Raw genomic sequence first — 18,240 nt, forward strand, 5'->3', positions numbered from 1 at the left:
GCGCCGGATGCCGACGGCTCGCCTGACGCAACGTCAGAAAGGCGGCGCCCCGTGGGGACTTCCCGCGGGGCGCCGCTCGTTCCACCGGTAGCCGGCCCGGCCCGTCAGGTGGGCAGATCCCCTCACCACCGGTCCGGCCGCACCTCGACAGCGTCACAGCGGAGGCGGAGCGCTCACCACTCACCCAGTTCCGCCGCGTACGGCGGTTCGGCCCCCGCCCGTGAGCAGGTGATCGCCGCCGCGCGTGCCGCGAAGCGCAGCAGCCGCGTCCAGCCCTCCGCCCCGAGGGCCGCGAGCGCTTTCTCGGACAGCGCGTCCTGAGCGGACAGCCCGTGCAGCAGGGCCGCGTTCACAGTGTCACCGGCGCCGATGGTGTCCACGACATCGACCCGTTCACCCGGTACGGAGTACTCCCCGCCCTCCCGGGTGAACACGGTCAGGCCGTCGCCGCCCCGCGTGATCACGACGGCCGACGGGCCCGAGGCCAGCCACTCGCGCGGGGTGCCGCCCAGCCACGCGGCGTCCTCGGCGGAGAGCTTCAGCAGCGTCACCGAGGGCAGCCAGCTCCTGAAACGCGCACGGTAGGCGTCCGCGTCCGGGATCAGTCCCGCCCGGACATTGGGGTCCAGCGCGGTGAACAGCCCCTGCCCGGCCGCCTTCCGCATCAGCTCCTCATAGGCGCTCGCTCCGGGTTCCAGGACGAGCGAGCAGGTGCCGAAGGACACCGCGCGCGTACCGGCGGGGAGGGGGACCGACGCGGAGAACAGACGGTCGGCGGTGCCGTCCACGTAGAAGGAGTAGGCCGCCGAGCCGCCCGCGTCGACCGTCGCCACCGCGAGGGTCGTCGGCTCGGCACCGCGCTCCACGCCCGACACGTCGACGCCGGCCCGCCGCAGCCCGTCGAGCAGGGCCTCGCCGAAGGCGTCGGACGACGTCCGGGAGCGGAACGTGGTGCGGGAGCCGAGCCGGCCCAGGGCCACGGCGGTGTTGTACGGGCCGCCACCGAGCGCCGGCTTCAGGTCCGCGAGGGCGCCGGGGCCCTGCGGTACGAGGTCGATCAGTGCCTCACCGGCGACGACGATCATGAAGCGGTTCCCTTCTCGGGCAGCGTGGATGGTCCGACCGGTCCGGCGTCTTCGCCGGGGACCGGCCCCTCGGGGCACCCGCAGGAGGTGCGGTGCACGAACGCGCACGGCAGTCGCACGGTCCGGGCCGGCCGGTGCGGCTCGGCCAGACGGTCCAGCAGGACCCGGACGGCCCGGGCACCCAGTTCCCTGCTGGGCTGGGCGATGGCGGTGAGGCGGGGCGAGAACAGATCGGCCCAGGCGAAGTCGTCGAAGCAGCACAGCGCGATGTCGTCCGGTACGGCCAGACCGTGTCGGCGGAGGGAGCGCAGGGCGCCGATGGTCATCGCGTTGTTGGCGGTGACGAGTGCCGTGGGCGGCTCGGGCAGGGCCAGCAGGGCGGCCGTGGCCCGTTCGGCGCCGGCGGCCTCCGAGTTGCCGGACACGAGGAGCCGCTCGTCGTGGCCCAGGCCGGCGGCCGCCAGCCCTGCCCGGTAGCCGGCGATGCGCTCACCGGTGGTGCTCAGGCCGGGCAGGCCCGCGACCAGGCCGATGCGGCGGTGGCCGAGTCCCGCGAGGTGGGCGACGAGCCGGGCCGTGGGTTCGGCGCTCTCCGCGCAGACCTGATCGAAGCACGGAGCCTGATCGAAGCACGGAGCGTCCAGCGGGGGCCCGGCCTCCGCTCCGGCCCCGGAAGCAGGGCCCTCACCGGCCGGCGCACCACCGTCGGCGATGCCGCCGTCCGTCACGCCCGCGTCGATCACCCGGTCCAGGAACACCGTCGGCACGGCGTGGCGGCGCAGGTACCCGACGAGGTCGTGGGGGTGCGCGGACGGGGCGACGATCATGCCGTCGACCCGGCGCTCGTGGAGGAGCTGTACGACCTTGCGTTCGTGCCGCGGATCGTCGTGCGGATCGGCGATGAGCAGGCCGTATCCCGCTTCCAGAGCGGCGGACTCGACGCCCTGGAGGATCTCCGTGAAGTACGGATTGCTGATCGCCGACACCGCGAGGCCGATGGAGCGGGTGCGCGAGGTCACCAGGGAGCGGGCCAGGCCGTTGGGCGTGTAACCGAGGGCCTCCACGGCGTCCAGCACGGCCTGGCGGGTGTGGGGCAGGACCGGGCGCGTGCCGTTGAGCACGTGCGAGACGGTCGCCACGGAGACTCCGGCGCTCCGGGCGACGTCGGCCATGGTGGGCATCGCGTTCCCCCTCCCTGAACTGCTTCCGCCTGAACTGCTTCGGCCTGTACGGCTTCGGCCTGTACGGCTTCGGCCTGAACGGCTCGGCGTCACCGTACGGCCGGGAAGTTACCTCATCCGCCGCCCTCGCGTAAACGCTTGCGCAAACGTTTACGTCACATGCGTCCGCGTCCGCCCCTCCTTCCGCGGTGCACCCCTCGCCCTGGCCGCCCCGCTCCGGAAGCGGTCCGTCTGTCCCGGTATCGTCGGCCCGCACACCCCTCAGACCCGTGGAGCCCAGATGTCCGCCCGCCCGTCCCCAAGCCGTCGCACCGTTCTTCGAGGGGTCGTCGCGGTCCCGGCCGCCGGGCTCGGCCTGGCCGCCTGCGCGCCTTCGGGGGGCGGCCCGGCCTCCACCCTGACCGCGCCGGCCGACATCGGCGCCGCGAGTGAGGTCGCGAAGGGCGGCGCCAAGCTCTACCGGGAGCACAACGTCGTGGTCAGCCGCGACGAGAACGGCACCCTCAAGGCGTACAGCACGGTCTGCACGCACGCCCAGTGCGCGATCAACAAGCTGGAGGGGACGACTCTCATCTGCCCCTGCCACGGCAGCCGGTTCGACGCCGTGACGGGCGAGGTGGTGCAGGCCCCGGCCACCGAGCCCCTGGCGGAGCTGTCCGTGAAGGCCGCCGACGGCAGGATCGTCGCCGGCCCCGCCGCCTGACCGGAAGGCCGCGACCGGCGGGGCGGCAGGAGGAGTGGGTCACTCCCAGTCCCAGGCGATGCCCACGATGCCGGGCCGTATGCGCGGTTCGACCACGTGGGCGCAGTGGTGCGGCCGTGGGACGGGCAGTTCCTGCCGGCCGCTGCGGGGTGCCGCCACCGAGTGCTGGCTGAAGCGGTGGCAGCGCAGCGGCAGCGCGGCCGCGTCGAAACGCACCTGCAGGGCGTACTGGCCGCCGGGGAAGCGGAAACGGTCGAGGTACTCCCGGCATGCCCCGGCCGTGCCGTCCTCGATGCCGTACCGGAAGAGGAAGGTGTCGCCGGAGCGGAGCCGGGTGCCGAAGAGCAGCTCCGCCACCAGCACACCGGTGCCCTGGTCCCAGCGGACACGACCGGTGCGGCAGTTCTCCAGGGCCCGTACCCGCATGTCACGCGGGCTGCTGCCGGGGTCACCCTGGTGCACGGCGACGAAACGGTCGACGCCGTCGTGGTGCGCCCGCACGATGTGGTGGGCCTCGCGCCCCGCCAGCTCGCGCCGGGCGCCGATCCGGACCCGCTCATGGTGGCCCAGGGTCCGCAGCCCCCCGTCGAGGAACCAGTCCAGCTCGGCCCGCAGCCCGTCCAGGACCTCCGTGGACTCGACCAGGGAGCGGTACGAGCGGCTCGCCGCGCCGCCGGCCCCCGCCCGCTCGCCGCCCTCACCGAGCAGCCGGATCAGCGACTCGTCCGGCAACCGGAGGATCTCCTCCAGCGCTCGTACGGCGCGCAGCGACTCCGGACGCTGCGGACGGCGGGCGCCCTGCTGCCAGTAGCTCAGACTGGTCACCCCCACCTTGACCCCGTGCCGCGACAGGTGGTGCTGGACACGCTGGAGCGGCAGTCCCCGGGCGGCGATCGCGGCGCGCAGCGCCACGTGGAAGGGGCCGCCCCGCAGGACCGTGTCCAGTTCCACGGTGGGGATGTCCGCGTGCTGTGTGGCATGCCGCATACCGAGGGGCCTCTCTGTGAGGTGTCACTACGGCTGGTCAGACCGTCCGTGCGAGTGAGCGGGGCCACCCCCGTGAGCGCTGTGGCGCCCGTGGCTGCGCACGCTGCGGCTGCCGTGCCCGTCCGTACGACGGCACGGCGCCGGGTTCCCGTGCATTGAAGCGTGTTGACCGGACCCCGACAACACCCCCGGCCCGGCCGCCGCGCGGTCCTGGCCGGACCGGGCGCTCGCGCGGGCGGCCGGAACGGGCGATACGGACAGACCGACGCCGTTGCCCCGGGTCCGCGGTGGGGGTGGAGCGGGCGGCCGGGGCCGACATGGCCGGATCACGCCTGCCGAGCGTGCCGAGGACCGGCGGGAAGGCGGCCTGCCGCCGCGCGACGGCGCGGGGAGCCGTGGAGAGCGCCGGCGCCGCCGGACGGCGGTTCGGTACGGGGGCGCCGCTCACGGGCCCCGGGGAGCGGCCCACGAGGGTACGAGCGTTGTCCACAGGCCCGACGCGGTGTCGGCGCTCGCCAGTAGGGTGTGAGACATGGCCGACCCCTCCAGCTACCGCCCCAGGCCGGGAGACATCCCGGACTGTCCCGGGGTGTACCGGTTCCGTGACGAGCACCGCCGGGTGATCTACGTCGGAAAGGCGAAGAGCCTGCGTCAGCGCCTGGCGAACTACTTCCAGGACCTGGCGAACCTGCACCCGCGCACCCGGACGATGGTGACCACCGCCGCGTCCGTGGAATGGACCGTGGTGTCCACGGAGGTCGAGGCGCTGCAGCTGGAGTACTCCTGGATCAAGGAGTACGACCCCCGGTTCAACGTCAAGTACCGCGACGACAAGAGCTACCCGTACCTCGCGGTGACGATGAACGAGGAGTTCCCGCGCGTACAGGTGATGCGCGGTCACAAGAAGAAGGGCGTCCGGTACTTCGGCCCGTACGCGCACGCGTGGGCCATCCGGGACACCGTCGACCTGCTCCTGCGCGTCTTCCCCGTGCGCACCTGCTCGGCCGGCGTCTTCAAGAACGCCGCCCGCACCGGCCGGCCCTGCCTGCTCGGCTACATCGGCAAGTGCTCCGCCCCATGCGTCGGCCGGGTCACCCCCGAGGACCACAGGGAGCTGGCCGAGGAGTTCAGCGACTTCATGGCCGGCCGCACCGGCACCTACCTGCGCCGTCTGGAGAACCGGATGACGGAGGCGGCCGAGGAGATGGAGTACGAGCGGGCCGCCCGGCTGCGGGACGACATCGAGGCCCTGAAGAGGGCCATGGAGAAGAACGCCGTCGTGCTCACCGACGCGACCGACGCCGACCTCGTCGCCGTCGCCGAGGACGAGCTGGAGGCGGCCGTGCAGATCTTCCACGTGCGCGGCGGCCGGGTGCGGGGCCAGCGCGGCTGGGTGACCGACAAGGTCGAGGACGTCACCACCGGCGCCCTGGTCGAGCACGCCCTGCAGCAGCTGTACGGCGAGGAGTCGGGGGACGCGGTCCCCAAGGAGGTGCTGGTCCCCGCCCTGCCCGAGCCGGTGGAACCGGTCCAGGAGTGGCTGGCCGGCCGCCGTGGGGCCAACGTCTCGCTGCGCATCCCGCAGCGCGGCGACAAGAAGGCGCTCATGGAGACCGTGCAGCGCAACGCCCAGCAGGCCCTCGTACTGCACAAGACCAGGCGCGCGTCGGACCTCACCACCCGCTCGCGGGCCCTGGAGGAGATCGCCGAGGCCCTGGACCTGGACAGTGCCCCGCTGCGGATCGAGTGCTACGACATCTCGCACCTCCAGGGCGACGACGTGGTCGCCTCCATGGTCGTCTTCGAGGACGGCCTGCAGCGCAAGAGCGAGTACCGGCGCTTCCAGATCAAGGGCTTCGCCGGGCAGGACGACGTCCGCTCCATGCACGAGGTGATCAGCCGCCGCTTCCGCCGCTACCTCGCAGAGAAGGAGAGGACGGGGGAGTGGGCCGAGGACGAGCAGGCGGGCACCGGCGGCGAGGCGGCGCTCGCCGGGAACGCGTCCCCGTTCACCGGCACGGACGTCATCGACGGCGCCCTCAAGGACGACGACGGCCGTCCCAGGAAGTTCGCCTACCCGCCCCAGCTCGTCGTGGTCGACGGCGGCCGGCCACAGGTCGCCGCGGCCCGGCGCGCCCTGGACGAGCTGGGCATCGACGACATCGCGGTCTGCGGCCTCGCCAAGCGTCTGGAGGAGGTCTGGGTGCCCGGCGAGGACGACCCGGTGGTCCTGCCGCGCACCAGCGAGGGGCTCTACATGCTCCAGCGCGTCCGGGACGAGGCGCACCGCTTCGCGATCACCTACCAGCGCACCAGGCGGGCCAAGCGGCTGCGCACCGGGCCGCTGGACGACGTGCCCGGCCTGGGCGAGACCCGCAAACAGGCGCTCATCAAGCATTTCGGCTCGGTGAAGAGGCTGCGGGCCGCCACGGTCACGCAGATCCAGGAAGTGCCCGGTATAGGCCGCAAGACGGCCGAGACCATCGCCGCGGCCCTGGCCCGGGCGGCCCCGGCCGCACCTGCCGTGAACACGGCGACCGGAGAGATCATTGAGGACGAGGAACCCGTGACGACGGGGGGTTCCTCGGGGGAGCCCGTGACCGCGGGACTCCCGGACGAACGACGGGGGCAGGAGACATGACCGAGCACGACGCACACCCCACAGCGGACCGGGAACAGCAGGCCGAGGGGGAACGGCAGCACCCGGTACAGGAAAGCGGAGCACAGGTGAGTACGGACGTCACACCTGCCGGGGCCCACGAGGCGGCCATCCCCGAGCTGGTGATCATCTCCGGCATGTCCGGAGCGGGCCGTTCGACGGCCGCCAAGTGTCTGGAGGACCTCGGCTGGTTCGTCGTGGACAACCTGCCGCCCGCGCTCATCCCCACCATGGTGGAACTGGGCGCCCGTTCCCAGGGCAACGTGGCGCGGATCGCGGTCGTCGTGGACGTACGCGGCCGCCGCTTCTTCGACAACCTGCGCGAATCCCTCGCCGACCTGGAGGCGAAGCACGTCACCCGGCGGATCGTTTTCCTCGAGTCCTCCGACGAGGCCCTGGTCCGCCGCTTCGAGTCGGTGCGCCGCCCGCACCCGCTCCAGGGGGACGGCCGCATCGTCGACGGCATCGCCGCCGAGCGGGAGCTGCTGCGCGAGCTGCGCGGCGACGCCGACCTGGTGATCGACACCTCCAGCCTCAACGTGCACGAGCTGCGCGCCAAGATGGACGCCCAGTTCGCCGGGGAGGAGGAGCCCGAGCTGCGGGCCACCGTGATGTCCTTCGGCTTCAAGTACGGTCTGCCGGTCGACGCCGACCTCGTGGCGGACATGAGGTTCCTGCCCAACCCGCACTGGGTCCCGGAGCTGCGCCCGTACACCGGCATCAACGAGGAGGTGGCCGCCTACGTCTTCAACCAGCCCGGCGCCAAGGAGTTCCTCGACCGCTACGCCGAACTGCTGCGGCTCGTCGCGGCCGGCTACCGGCGCGAGGGAAAGCGGTACGTGACCATCGCCATCGGCTGCACCGGCGGCAAGCACCGCTCGGTCGCGATGTCGGAGAAGCTCGCCGCGCGCCTCGCGGCCGAGGGCGTGGAGACGGTGGTCGTGCACCGGGACATGGGACGGGAATGACGGCACGTACACGGCGGCTGAGCCGGCTGCGCCGGATGGTGCCGGACGGCCGCTCGAGCCGCGCCGCCGAGGCGCGGGAGGCCCGGCCCGCCGAGGCCCGCGGCGGCCGGGCCCGCCGCAGGGGCGCCCAGCCCAAGGTCGTCGCGCTCGGCGGGGGCATGGGCCTGTCCGCCTCGCTCGCCGCGCTGCGCCGGATCACCGGTGATCTCACCGCCGTCGTCACCGTGGCCGACGACGGCGGTTCCAGCGGGCGACTGCGCGACGAACTGGGCGTGCTGCCCCCCGGCGACCTGCGCAAGGCGCTGGCCGCGCTGTGCGGCGACGACGACTGGGGCCAGACCTGGGCCAGGGTCATCCAGCACCGCTTCCAGTCCCAGGGCGACCTGCACGACCACGCGGTCGGCAACCTGCTGATCGTCGCCCTGTGGGAGCAGCTGGGCGACCACGTACAGGCCCTGGACCTGGTCGGCAAACTGCTGGGCGCGCACGGGCGGGTGCTGCCCATGTCCGCCGTGCCGCTGGAGCTGCAGGCACTGGTCAAGGGGCACGACCCCATGCGGCCCGAGGACGTCGACACCGTGCGTGGGCAGGCGACCGTCGCCCTGACCCCGGGCGAGGTGCAGTCGGTGCACGTCGTGCCGCACGACCCGCCCGCCGTCCCGGAGGCCGTCGCCGCCGTCCTGGACGCGGACTGGGTGGTGCTCGGCCCCGGTTCCTGGTTCTCGTCGGTCATCCCGCACCTGCTCGTCCCCGAGCTGCTGGACGCCCTGACCGTGACCAAGGCGCGCAAGGTCCTCTCCCTGAACCTCGCCCCGCAGCCAGGAGAAACCGCGGGCTTCTCCCCGCAGCGTCATTTGGAGGTTTTGGGGCGACACGCCCCTAAACTCGCCCTGGACGTGGTGCTGGCCGACGAGGCCGCGGTGCCCGACCGCGACTCGCTCACCGAGGCCGCCAAGCGGCTGGGAGCCGCGGTCGAGCTGGCGCCGGTGGCCCGGACCGACGGAAGCCCCCGGCACGACCCGGAGCTGCTGGCCGCCGCGTACGACCGTATTTTTCGGATGCATGGAAGGATCGGCCCATGGCGATGACGGCAGCGGTGAAGGACGAGATCTCCCGGCTCCCCGTCACCCGGACCTGCTGCAGGAAGGCGGAGGTCTCCGCCATTCTGCGGTTCGCCGGCGGCCTTCACCTGGTGAGCGGGCGCATCGTGATCGAGGCGGAGCTGGACACCGCGATGGCGGCCCGCCGCCTCAAGCGGGACATTCTGGAGATCTTCGGCCACAGCTCCGAGCTGATCGTGATGGCACCCGGCGGGCTGCGCCGCGGCTCGCGCTACGTGGTACGCGTGGTGGCGGGCGGTGACCAGCTGGCGCGGCAGACGGGCCTGGTGGACGGCCGGGGCCGGCCGATCCGCGGGCTGCCCCCTCAGGTGGTGTCCGGGGCCACCTGTGACGCCGAGGCCGCCTGGCGCGGGGCCTTCCTGGCCCACGGCTCGCTGACCGAGCCGGGCCGTTCCTCCTCGCTGGAGGTGACCTGCCCGGGGCCCGAGGCGGCCCTCGCGCTGGTCGGGGCCGCCCGCAGGCTGTCGATCGCGGCGAAGGCGCGCGAGGTGCGCACCGTGGACCGGGTCGTGGTCCGCGACGGTGACGCGATCGGCGCGCTCCTGACGAGGCTCGGCGCGCACGAGTCGGTGCTGGCCTGGGAGGAGCGCCGGATGCGCCGCGAGGTGCGGGCCACCGCCAACCGGCTCGCCAACTTCGACGACGCCAACCTGCGCCGCTCGGCCCGCGCGGCCGTGGCGGCCGGTGCCCGGGTGCAGCGGGCGCTGGAGATCCTGGGCGAGGAGGTTCCCGAGCACCTCGCGGCCGCCGGGCGCCTGCGCATGGAGCACAAGCAGGCCTCCCTGGAGGAGCTGGGCGCGCTCGCCGACCCGCCGCTGACGAAGGACGCGGTCGCGGGCCGCATCCGCCGTCTGCTGGCGATGGCCGACAAGCGCGCCTCCGATCTGGGCATCCCGGGCACGGAGGCCAACCTCAGCGAGGAGCTGGCGGACAACCTGGTCGGCTGACCCGACAGCACGTCAGAAACGCCGGTGCGTACGCCCGTTCGGGTGGTCCGCACCGGCTTTCGCGTGTCCGTGAGGCGCCCTTGACTCGATCATGGAGTGACATGAGCCTGGCAACCTGTTCGCCGCTGTGGCGAGCCACCGGTAGGGGGGTTCATGAGACACAGAGCGAGATCGATCCTCGCCGTCGGCGCGCTCCTCGTCGGAGGAGCGAGCCTCGCGCCCGTCGCCCAGGCGCGAAGCGGAGCACCGGCCGGGTCCGACCCGGACCAGGTCAAGGTCTACCACGCGGAGGTCACCCCGAAGCAGGTTCCGCTGCTCCTCCAGGCCGGACAGGACGGCCACGAACTCGCCGAGCGGGTGACCGGGACCAGGAAGACCACCGTCGAGGTCTACCTCACCGACGAGCAGGCCGGAAAGCTCGAGAAGAAGGGCGTCCGCCTCACCGAGCACACCGTGCCGGCGAAGGCCGAGGCCCGTCTGCGCGCCGCCTCCCAGGGCGTGTTCCGGCCCTACAGCGGCAGCGGCGGCCTGAAGGAGGAGATCCTCCGCACCGCGCGGGCCCACCCCGGTCTCACCAAGGTCGAGTCCATCGGCCGCACCGTCGGCGGCCAGGACATCCTCGCGCTCAGACTGACCAGGAACGCGAAGAAGTCGGCGGACGGCGCCAAGCCGTCCGTGCTGTACATGTCCAACCAGCACGCGCGCGAGTGGATCACGCCGGAGATGACCCGGCGGCTGATGCACTACTACCTGGACCACTACGGGACCGACAAGCGCGTCAGGAAGATCGTCGACTCCACGGAACTGTGGTTCGTGCTCTCGGCCAACCCCGACGGCTACGACTACACCTTCCGTGACTCCGGCACCCGCCTCTGGCGCAAGAACCTGCGCGACGTCAACGGCGACGGCGTCATCGGCACGGGTGACGGCGTCGACCTCAACCGCAACTTCGCCTACAAGTGGGGCTACGACGACGAGGGTTCCTCCCCCAGCCCCACCAGCGAGACCTACCGCGGCGCGAGTCCCGCGTCCGAGCCCGAGACCAGGGCGCTCGACGGTTTCGAGAAGCGCATCGGCTTCCGGTACGCCATCAACTACCACTCCGCCGCCGAACTGCTCCTCTACGGCGTCGGCTGGCAGGTGGCCACCCCGACCCCGGACGACGTCCTCTACAAGGCGCTCGCGGGCACCCCCGGCAACTCGGCCGTCCCCGGCTACCGTCCGCAGGTCTCCTCGGAGCTGTACACCACCAACGGCGAGGCGGACGGACATGCGTCGAACGTCAACGGGATGGCCATGTTCACGCCTGAGATGTCGACCTGTCAGACCGCGTCGGACGCCGACCCGGACGACGCCTGGAAGGCCGAGAACTGCCGCTCGGTCTTCAACTTCCCCGACGACGAGAAGCTGATCCGGAAGGAGTTCGCGAAGAACGTCCCCTTCGCGCTCTCCGTCGCCGAGACGGCCGTGCACCCGGACAGGCCCGCCTCCACGGTCGGTCTGAGCGCGGCCGACTTCACCCCGGCCGCGTTCTCCACGTCGTACTCCCGGGGCGCGTCCCAGGAGGTCTCGGCCGTCGTCCGCAAGGCGGTCCGGGACAAGGAGCTCAAGTACCGGGTCAACGGCGGCCGTACCCGCGACCAGGCGCTCAGGCGCTGGAAGGGCGGCGAGACCTACGGCGGTGACGACGACCTCCACTTCGACGAGTACCGCGCCGAGGTGCGCGGCGGCGGACCGGGGGACCGGGTCGAGGTGTGGTTCACCGGGAGGACGAGGAGCGGGAAGAAGGTCTCCAGCAGCCACTTCACCTACACCGTCGCCGAGCGGGCCCGGGCGGACACGCTCGTCGTCGCCGAGGAGGGCACGGCGGCCGCGCACGCGCGGAAGTACGCGGACGCCGTCAGGGCGGCCGGTCACCGGGCGATCGTGTGGGACGTGGCCAGGCAGGGCGTCCCGGACGCGCTCGGCGTGCTGGGCCACTTCCGGACGGTCGTGCACTACTCCGGCGCGAACGGCCCGGGCAACCCGGTCCAGCTCCAGCTGCGCGCCTACCTCAACGAGGGCGGCAGGCTGATCGAGGCCGGCGAGCTGGCCGGCGGCGACGTCGACCTCGGCGACGGCACCCCGTCGGACGACTTCAGCCAGTACTACCTGGGCGCGTACAGCCGTACGTCGACCAAGGGGGCCACCGGCTTCACCGGCACGGGCGGCCTCGCCGGCGTCACCGGCGCCCTCGGCGACGCCCCCGGCAACCCGCTGGACAAGGCCGGCACCTACGGCGTCACCTCCGAGGAACTGCCCGTCTCCGCCTACCCGCAGTTCAGGAGCGCGGGCGCGGGCCGGTTCGCCGGGACCGTGAACCCCTACGGGCCGTACTCCGGCGCCGCCATGGCCGCCGCCGTGCACACCGACGACGCCTACAAGAGACTGACCCGCACGATCGACCTGACCGGTGTCGGCGCGGCGGAGAAGCCGGCGCTGAGCACCCGGCTGCTGTGGGACACCGAACCCGGCTACGACCACGCGGTCGTCGAGGCGCACACCGTGGGCGCCGACGACTGGACGACGCTGCCGGAGGCGTCGGGCGCCTCGAGCACGGCGGTGCCCTCGGAGTGCGGGGAGGGGTTCCTGATCGGCGAGCACCCCTGGCTCAGGCACTACCTGACGCTCACGGGCACCGCCTGCACCGCGAGCGGCAGCACCGGCTCCTGGAACAGCCTCACCGGCAGCTCCGACGGCTGGCGGCAGGTGAGCTTCGACCTGAGCGCCTACGCCGGGAAGAGCGTCGAGGTCTCGATCGGCTACGTCACCGACCCGGGCAGCGGCGGGCACGGCGTGCTCGCCGACGACGCCTCGCTGGTGGTCGGCGGCACGGCGAAGGAGACCGAGGGGTTCGAGTCGTCGCTGGGCGCGTGGCGGCCGGCCGGACCGCCCGAGGGCAGCCCCGCCGTCCTGAAGGACTGGACGCGCACCGGAACCCTGTTCCAGACGTACGCGGCGGTCACGACCGACGACACCGTACTGCTCGGTTTCGGCCTGGAACAGGTGCCGTCCGCGGACGACCGGACGGCCCTGCTGAGGAAGGCGTTCGGCGCGCTTGACGGCTGAAGGGGGACCGTACTCGACAGGTGAGCGCAGCCCCCTCTCAACAGTGCGGGAAGGGGCCACTCGACAGGTGAGCCGACCCGCTCACGAACGAGTGAAATCAAGGCCACCGGGCACTGGCACTCCATAACAAAACGGAGGGAAACGCACCCCGATCCGAGGTGGTCCGTACCCCTACTGGCGGGTACGGAACGCCTGCCCGTGTATGCGGCATCTCGATGTCACCGCGGGGCCCTCGGAGAGGTAGGGTCGGTGGTGGTCGGGGACATCCCAAACAGAGCTCGCCGGCACCGCATGGCCGGCGTACCAACGAGGAGATCGGTTCGTGACGATCCGCGTAGGCATCAACGGCTTCGGCCGCATCGGTCGTAACTACTTCCGCGCCCTGCTGGAGCAGGGGGCGGACATCGAGGTTGTGGCTGTCAACGACCTGGGTGACACCGCGACCACCGCGCACCTGCTCAAGTACGACACGATCCTGGGCCGCCTCAAGCAGGAGGTCTCCCACACCGCCGACACCATCACCGTCGACGGTCACACCATCAAGGTGCTCTCCGAGCGCAACCCGGCGGACATCCCCTGGGGTGAGCTCGGCGTCGACATCGTCATCGAGTCCACCGGCATCTTCACCAAGCGGGACGACGCCGCCAAGCACCTCGCCGGCGGCGCCAAGAAGGTCCTCATCTCGGCTCCGGCCAAGGACGAGGACATCACCATCGTGATGGGCGTCAACCAGGACAAGTACGACGCCGCCAACCACCACGTCATCTCCAACGCCTCCTGCACCACCAACTGTGTGGCGCCGATGGCGAAGGTCCTCGACGAGAACTTCGGCATCGTCAAGGGCCTGATGACGACGGTGCACGCGTACACGAACGACCAGCGCATCCTGGACTTCCCGCACAAGGACCTGCGCCGCGCCCGTGCCGCCGCCGAGAACATCATCCCGACCACCACCGGTGCCGCCAAGGCCACCGCGCTGGTCCTGCCGCAGCTCAAGGGCAAGCTGGACGGCATGGCCATGCGCGTCCCGGTCCCGACCGGCTCGGTCACCGACCTCGTCCTGGAGCTCGGCCGCGAGGTCACCAAGGAAGAGGTCAACGCCGCCTTCCAGAAGGCCGCCGAGGGCGAGCTCAAGGGCATCCTCGAGTACACCGAGGACCCGATCGTCTCCTCGGACATCGTCAACGCCCCGGCGTCCTGCACCTTCGACTCCTCCCTGACCATGGTCCAGGAGGGCAAGAACGTGAAGGTCATCGGCTGGTACGACAACGAGTGGGGCTACTCCAACCGCCTCGTCGACCTCACGGTCTTCGTCGGCAACCAGCTCTGATCGCCGAAGATCACAGCAGCAGGACCTTGAAGTGAGAGCAGGGCTCGGGCAGCGCACCGTCGCGTTGCCCGGGCCCTGTCTCGCGTACGGACCACGCCCTCATACGATCAGGGGCATCAAGAGCCCTCCTCAGGAGTCCACTCAATGAAGACGATCGACGAACTTCTCGCCGACGGCGTGAGCGGAAAGCGGGTCTTCGTCCGCGCCGACCTCAACGTGCCGCTGGCCGACGGGACGATCACCGACGACGGCCGTATCCGCGCCGTCCTGCCCACCGTCAGGGCCCTCGCGGACGCGGGCGCCAAGGTGGTCGTCGCCTCGCACCTGGGCCGCCCCAAGGGCGCCCCGGACCCCGCCTTCTCCCTGGCTCCGGCCGCCTCCCGCCTGGGTGAACTCCTCGGTGCCGCCGTGGCCTTCGCGACCGACACCGTGGGCCGGTCCGCCCAGGACACGGTCGCTGGCCTCACCGACGGCCAGTTCGCGGTCCTGGAGAACCTGCGCTTCAACGCCGGCGAGACCGCCAAGGACGACGCCGAGCGCGGCGCCTTCGCCGAGCAGCTCGCCGCCCTCGCCGACGTCTACGTCGGCGACGGCTTCGGCGCCGTGCACCGCAGGCACGCCTCCGTCTACGACCTCCCGGCCCGCCTGCCCCACTACGCCGGCTACCTCATCGCCACCGAGGTCGGCGTCCTGAAGAAGCTCACCGACGACGTCAAGCGGCCCTACGTCGTCGCGCTCGGCGGCGCCAAGGTCTCCGACAAGCTCGCCGTCATCGACCAGCTGCTCGGCAAGGCCGACCGTCTCCTCATCGGCGGCGGGATGGCCTACACCTTCCTCAAGGCCAAGGGCTACGAGGTCGGCATCTCCCTCCTGCAGGAGGACCAGGTCCCGGCCGTCACCGAGTACCTGGAGCGCGCCGAGAAGCAGGGCGTGGAGCTGGTGCTCCCCGTCGACGTCGTGGTCTCCCGGGAGTTCCCGGACCTGAAGGCCAAGGCGCCGACCGAGCACAGCGTGGTCGACGCGGACAAGATCCCCGCCGACCAGGAGGGCCTGGACATCGGCCCGAAGACCCGAGAGCTGTACGCCTCGAAGCTCGCCGACGCCGCGACCGTCTTCTGGAACGGTCCCATGGGCGTCTTCGAGCACCCCGACTACGCCGAGGGCACCAAGGCGGTCGCCCAGGCTCTCCTCGACACCGACGGCTTCACCGTCGTCGGCGGCGGTGACTCCGCCGCGGCCGTGCGTACGCTCGGCTTCGACGAGAACGCATTCGGCCACATCTCGACCGGTGGCGGCGCCTCCCTCGAATACCTCGAGGGCAAGACGCTCCCCGGCCTCGCCGCACTGGAGGACTGACCCCGATGAGCACCCGCACGCCGCTGATGGCGGGCAACTGGAAGATGAACCTCAACCACCTCGAGGCCATCGCGCACGTCCAGAAACTCGCCTTCGCCCTGGCCGACAAGGACTACGAGGCCGTCGAGGTCGCCGTTCTGCCGCCCTTCACCGACCTGCGCTCCGTGCAGACCCTGGTCGACGGCGACAAGCTCCGGATCAAGTACGGCGCCCAGGACATCTCGCAGCACGACTCCGGCGCCTACACCGGTGAGATCTCCGGCCCGATGCTGGCCAAGCTGAAGTGCACGTTCGTGGCGATCGGGCACTCCGAGCGCCGGCAGTACCACGACGAGACCGACGAGATCGTCAACGCAAAGGTCAAGGCCGCCTACAAGCACGGCCTGACCCCGATCCTGTGCGTCGGCGAGGAGCTGGACGTCCGCGAGGCGGGCAACCACGTCTCCCACACCCTCGGCCAGGTCGAGGGCGGCCTGAAGGACCTGCCGGCCGAGCAGGCCGAGTCCGTCGTGATCGCGTACGAGCCCGTGTGGGCCATCGGCACCGGCAAGGTGTGCGGCGCCGAGGACGCGCAGGAGGTCTGCGCCGCCATCCGCGCCAAGCTCGCCGAGCTGTACTCGCAGGACGTGGCCGACAGGATCCGCATCCAGTACGGCGGCTCCGTCAAGTCGGGCAACGTCGCCGAGATCATGGCGCAGGCCGACATCGACGGCGCGCTGGTCGGCGGCGCCTCGCTGGACGCCGACGAGTTCGTCAAGATCGTGCGCTTCCGCGACCAGTGATCAGCACTGAGAGTAGGCGGTAGCGGCGATACGTCGTAGTCTTGCGGGGGCACGGCCCAGCTGCTGTGCCCCCGTCGTCCATCCGAGTCCGAGGAAGTTGGTCCAGCCGTGGTTTTGGGGTTCTCGATCGCCCTGATCATCTTCAGCCTGCTGCTGATGCTGCTGGTGCTGATGCACAAGGGGAAGGGCGGCGGCCTCTCCGACATGTTCGGCGGCGGCATGCAGTCCTCCGTCGGCGGCTCCTCGGTCGCCGAGCGCAACCTCGACCGGATCACCATCGTGATCGGCCTGGGGTGGTTCGCGTGCATCATCGTGCTCGGCCTGCTGATGAAGTCGAACAGCTGACGCACGAACACCATGTGCTTCACGCACATTCCGTACGGAAGGCCCCATGTTCGGTACGCGCTCCTGAGCGCGGCCTATCATGGGGCTTGCGTCTAGGTGTGGAGGTTGTAACTCCGGCCACTGGACGCGCGTTGGGCCTTACGTAGACTGAGGCGCTCGCGGCGAAGCGGAACGCCGACTCGCTTCGCGGCACCATCACGCAGGGAGTTACGACCGTGGCAAGTGGCAACGCGATCCGGGGAAGCCGGGTCGGGGCGGGGCCGATGGGCGAGGCCGAGCGCGGCGAGTCCGCGCCACGTCTGCGCATCTCCTTCTGGTGCTCCAACGGGCACGAGACGCAGCCCAGCTTCGCGAGCGACGCTCAGGTCCCCGACACCTGGGACTGCCCGCGCTGCGGCTTCCCGGCCGGCCAGGACCGGGACAACCCGCCCGACCCGCCGCGCACCGAGCCGTACAAGACCCACCTCGCCTACGTACGGGAGCGGCGCAGCGACGCGGACGGGGAGGCGATCCTCGCCGAGGCGCTCGCCAAACTGCGGGGCGAAATCTAGGAGTTCTCACCGGCCGGGTGCCCAGGGGCGCCGGGCCGGAGCCGTTTCGCACCGCCGCCGGCGGCCCGTTGCCAGTGGTGTCCCCTACGGTTCGCCCATCGGCGGAACGTGAGGGGGAGACGTCGCGGCGGTCGGGACAACGCCTCCACGGCCCTGCCGCCCTCTCTACTGGACCGCGAGCGGCTGGGCGCGGCCGACGCACGGCTGATGACCGGTCAGCAGATCGCCGGTGGGCCGCCGGCGGGCGGCTCGCCGCCCCGCTCGTGCCGCCGCTGCTGACGGTCGGGGCCTTCATGCCGTTCGCCGCCGACGCGGCCACGTACCTCGCGGCCGCCGCCCTGGTGGCGGCGCGGCTCCGGGGCGATGGTGGGCCGCATCGCCTCCGCCTTCCGCACCTCCTCGACGTCCGGAGCCCCGCTCGGCGCGCTCCTCGGCGGCGCGTTCGGCCCGTACGTACAGGCCGTACGGGCCGAACGGCCCGGCCCTGCTCGCCGCCGTCCTCTTCGCCTTCGCCTTCGCCGTCACCGTGGTGATACCGGCGCGCAAGCCGGACGTACCCGTTGTTGCCCGCGTGGACGACCCGGTGGACGCTCCTCGCGCACGCTGATCAATTAGGTTGGGACCGGCAGCGGGGCAAGGTACGCAGCACCACAGGTGCAGGAAAGAAGGCTGAAGTCGGATATGAACGCAGACGGCCGTACCAGGCTCAACCAGACGCCCGAGTGGACCGCGCTCGCCAAGCACCGGGAGGAACTGGCCGGCACCCATCTGAGGGACCTGTTCGCCGCCGATCCGCAGCGCGCCGCCGGGTACACCCTCGAGGTCGGTGACCTCCACATCGACTACTCCAAGCACCTGGTCACCGACGAGACGCTGCGGCTGCTGCGCGAGCTGGCCGCCGCGACGGGTGTGTTCGGGCTGCGGGACGCGATGTTCGGTGGTGAGCGGATCAACGTCACCGAGGACCGGGCGGTGCTGCACACCGCGTTGCGGGCCCCGCGGGACGCGGTGGTGGAGGTCGGTGGCGAGGACGTGGTGGCGAAGGTCCACGAGGTCCTGCAGAAGATGGCCGGTTTCGCCGGCCGGGTCCGTTCGGGTGAGTGGACCGGTCACACCG

General features: G+C 71.6%; 16 protein-coding genes. 12 read left to right on the forward strand and 4 right to left on the reverse strand.

The features are described from left to right. Nucleotides 1-173: 173 nt before the first annotated feature. Nucleotides 174-1,085, reverse strand: a complete 912-nt coding sequence (locus tag IE177_RS25735; protein ID WP_190017801.1) for a carbohydrate kinase family protein — start codon at nt 1,083-1,085, stop codon at nt 174-176. Then, nucleotides 1,082-2,266, reverse strand: a complete 1,185-nt coding sequence (locus tag IE177_RS25740; protein WP_190017802.1) for a LacI family DNA-binding transcriptional regulator — start codon at nt 2,264-2,266, stop codon at nt 1,082-1,084. The genes IE177_RS25735 and IE177_RS25740 overlap by 4 nt, the downstream gene beginning before the upstream one ends. 280 nt (nt 2,267-2,546) lie before the next feature. Here IE177_RS25740 and IE177_RS25745 point away from each other — a divergent pair, with 280 nt between their 5' ends. Then, complete coding sequence (locus IE177_RS25745; RefSeq protein WP_190017803.1) at nt 2,547-2,969, forward strand: Rieske (2Fe-2S) protein; 423 nt, start codon at nt 2,547-2,549, stop codon at nt 2,967-2,969. A gap of 39 nt (nt 2,970-3,008) precedes the next feature. On the opposite strand, the gene IE177_RS25750 is transcribed toward IE177_RS25745, so the two are convergent. Beyond that, complete coding sequence (locus IE177_RS25750) at nt 3,009-3,956, reverse strand: hypothetical protein (protein WP_190017804.1); 948 nt, start codon at nt 3,954-3,956, stop codon at nt 3,009-3,011. A 532-nt stretch (nt 3,957-4,488) separates the two neighbouring features. Between IE177_RS25750 and uvrC the strand changes: the two genes are divergently transcribed. From uvrC to IE177_RS25800, 10 genes are all read left to right on the forward strand, one after another. Then, nucleotides 4,489-6,597 (forward strand): excinuclease ABC subunit UvrC, encoded by a 2,109-nt coding sequence (gene uvrC, locus IE177_RS25755; protein WP_190017805.1) that lies wholly within the window; start codon nt 4,489-4,491, stop codon nt 6,595-6,597. Then, nucleotides 6,594-7,583, forward strand: coding sequence for an RNase adapter RapZ (rapZ, locus tag IE177_RS25760; RefSeq protein ID WP_190017806.1), 990 nt, complete (start codon nt 6,594-6,596; stop codon nt 7,581-7,583). Before uvrC ends, rapZ begins: the two co-directional genes overlap by 4 nt. Beyond that, on the forward strand, nt 7,580-8,671 hold the full coding sequence (locus IE177_RS25765; protein ID WP_190017807.1) for a gluconeogenesis factor YvcK family protein: 1,092 nt from the start codon (nt 7,580-7,582) through the stop codon (nt 8,669-8,671). The genes rapZ and IE177_RS25765 overlap by 4 nt, the downstream gene beginning before the upstream one ends. Further along, nucleotides 8,662-9,651 (forward strand): DNA-binding protein WhiA, encoded by a 990-nt coding sequence (whiA, locus tag IE177_RS25770; protein WP_190017808.1) that lies wholly within the window; start codon nt 8,662-8,664, stop codon nt 9,649-9,651. The genes IE177_RS25765 and whiA overlap by 10 nt, the downstream gene beginning before the upstream one ends. A gap of 153 nt (nt 9,652-9,804) precedes the next feature. Next, nucleotides 9,805-12,759, forward strand: a complete 2,955-nt coding sequence (locus IE177_RS25775; protein WP_190017809.1) for a M14 family metallopeptidase — start codon at nt 9,805-9,807, stop codon at nt 12,757-12,759. A 322-nt stretch (nt 12,760-13,081) separates the two neighbouring features. After that, nucleotides 13,082-14,089: a type I glyceraldehyde-3-phosphate dehydrogenase gene (gap, locus tag IE177_RS25780; protein WP_190017810.1), complete on the forward strand. Its 1,008-nt coding sequence runs from the start codon at nt 13,082-13,084 to the stop codon at nt 14,087-14,089. A 144-nt stretch (nt 14,090-14,233) separates the two neighbouring features. Next, entirely contained in the window at nt 14,234-15,445 is a 1,212-nt protein-coding gene (locus IE177_RS25785; protein ID WP_190017811.1) for a phosphoglycerate kinase, read from the forward strand. Between the two features lie 5 nt (nt 15,446-15,450). Then, the gene (gene tpiA, locus IE177_RS25790; protein ID WP_190017812.1) at nt 15,451-16,227 is read left to right on the forward strand and encodes a triose-phosphate isomerase; all 777 of its coding nucleotides are present in this window, start codon (nt 15,451-15,453) and stop codon (nt 16,225-16,227) included. Nucleotides 16,228-16,335: 108 nt separating this feature from the next. Continuing rightward, complete coding sequence (gene secG, locus IE177_RS25795; protein ID WP_190017813.1) at nt 16,336-16,572, forward strand: preprotein translocase subunit SecG; 237 nt, start codon at nt 16,336-16,338, stop codon at nt 16,570-16,572. A 215-nt stretch (nt 16,573-16,787) separates the two neighbouring features. Then, nucleotides 16,788-17,123 (forward strand): RNA polymerase-binding protein RbpA, encoded by a 336-nt coding sequence (locus IE177_RS25800; protein WP_003957010.1) that lies wholly within the window; start codon nt 16,788-16,790, stop codon nt 17,121-17,123. A 215-nt stretch (nt 17,124-17,338) separates the two neighbouring features. Here the strand turns inward: IE177_RS25800 and IE177_RS35630 are convergent, their stop codons facing one another. Continuing rightward, nucleotides 17,339-17,500, reverse strand: a complete 162-nt coding sequence (locus IE177_RS35630; protein WP_190017814.1) for a hypothetical protein — start codon at nt 17,498-17,500, stop codon at nt 17,339-17,341. A gap of 304 nt (nt 17,501-17,804) precedes the next feature. Here IE177_RS35630 and IE177_RS25810 point away from each other — a divergent pair. Then, on the forward strand, nt 17,805-18,240 hold a 436-nt coding region (locus IE177_RS25810; RefSeq protein ID WP_506005064.1), incomplete at its 3' end, for a phosphoglucose isomerase-related protein.

This window comes from Streptomyces lucensis JCM 4490 (genome assembly GCF_014650035.1).
Classification (GTDB): Bacteria; Actinomycetota; Actinomycetes; order Streptomycetales; family Streptomycetaceae; genus Streptomyces; species Streptomyces lucensis.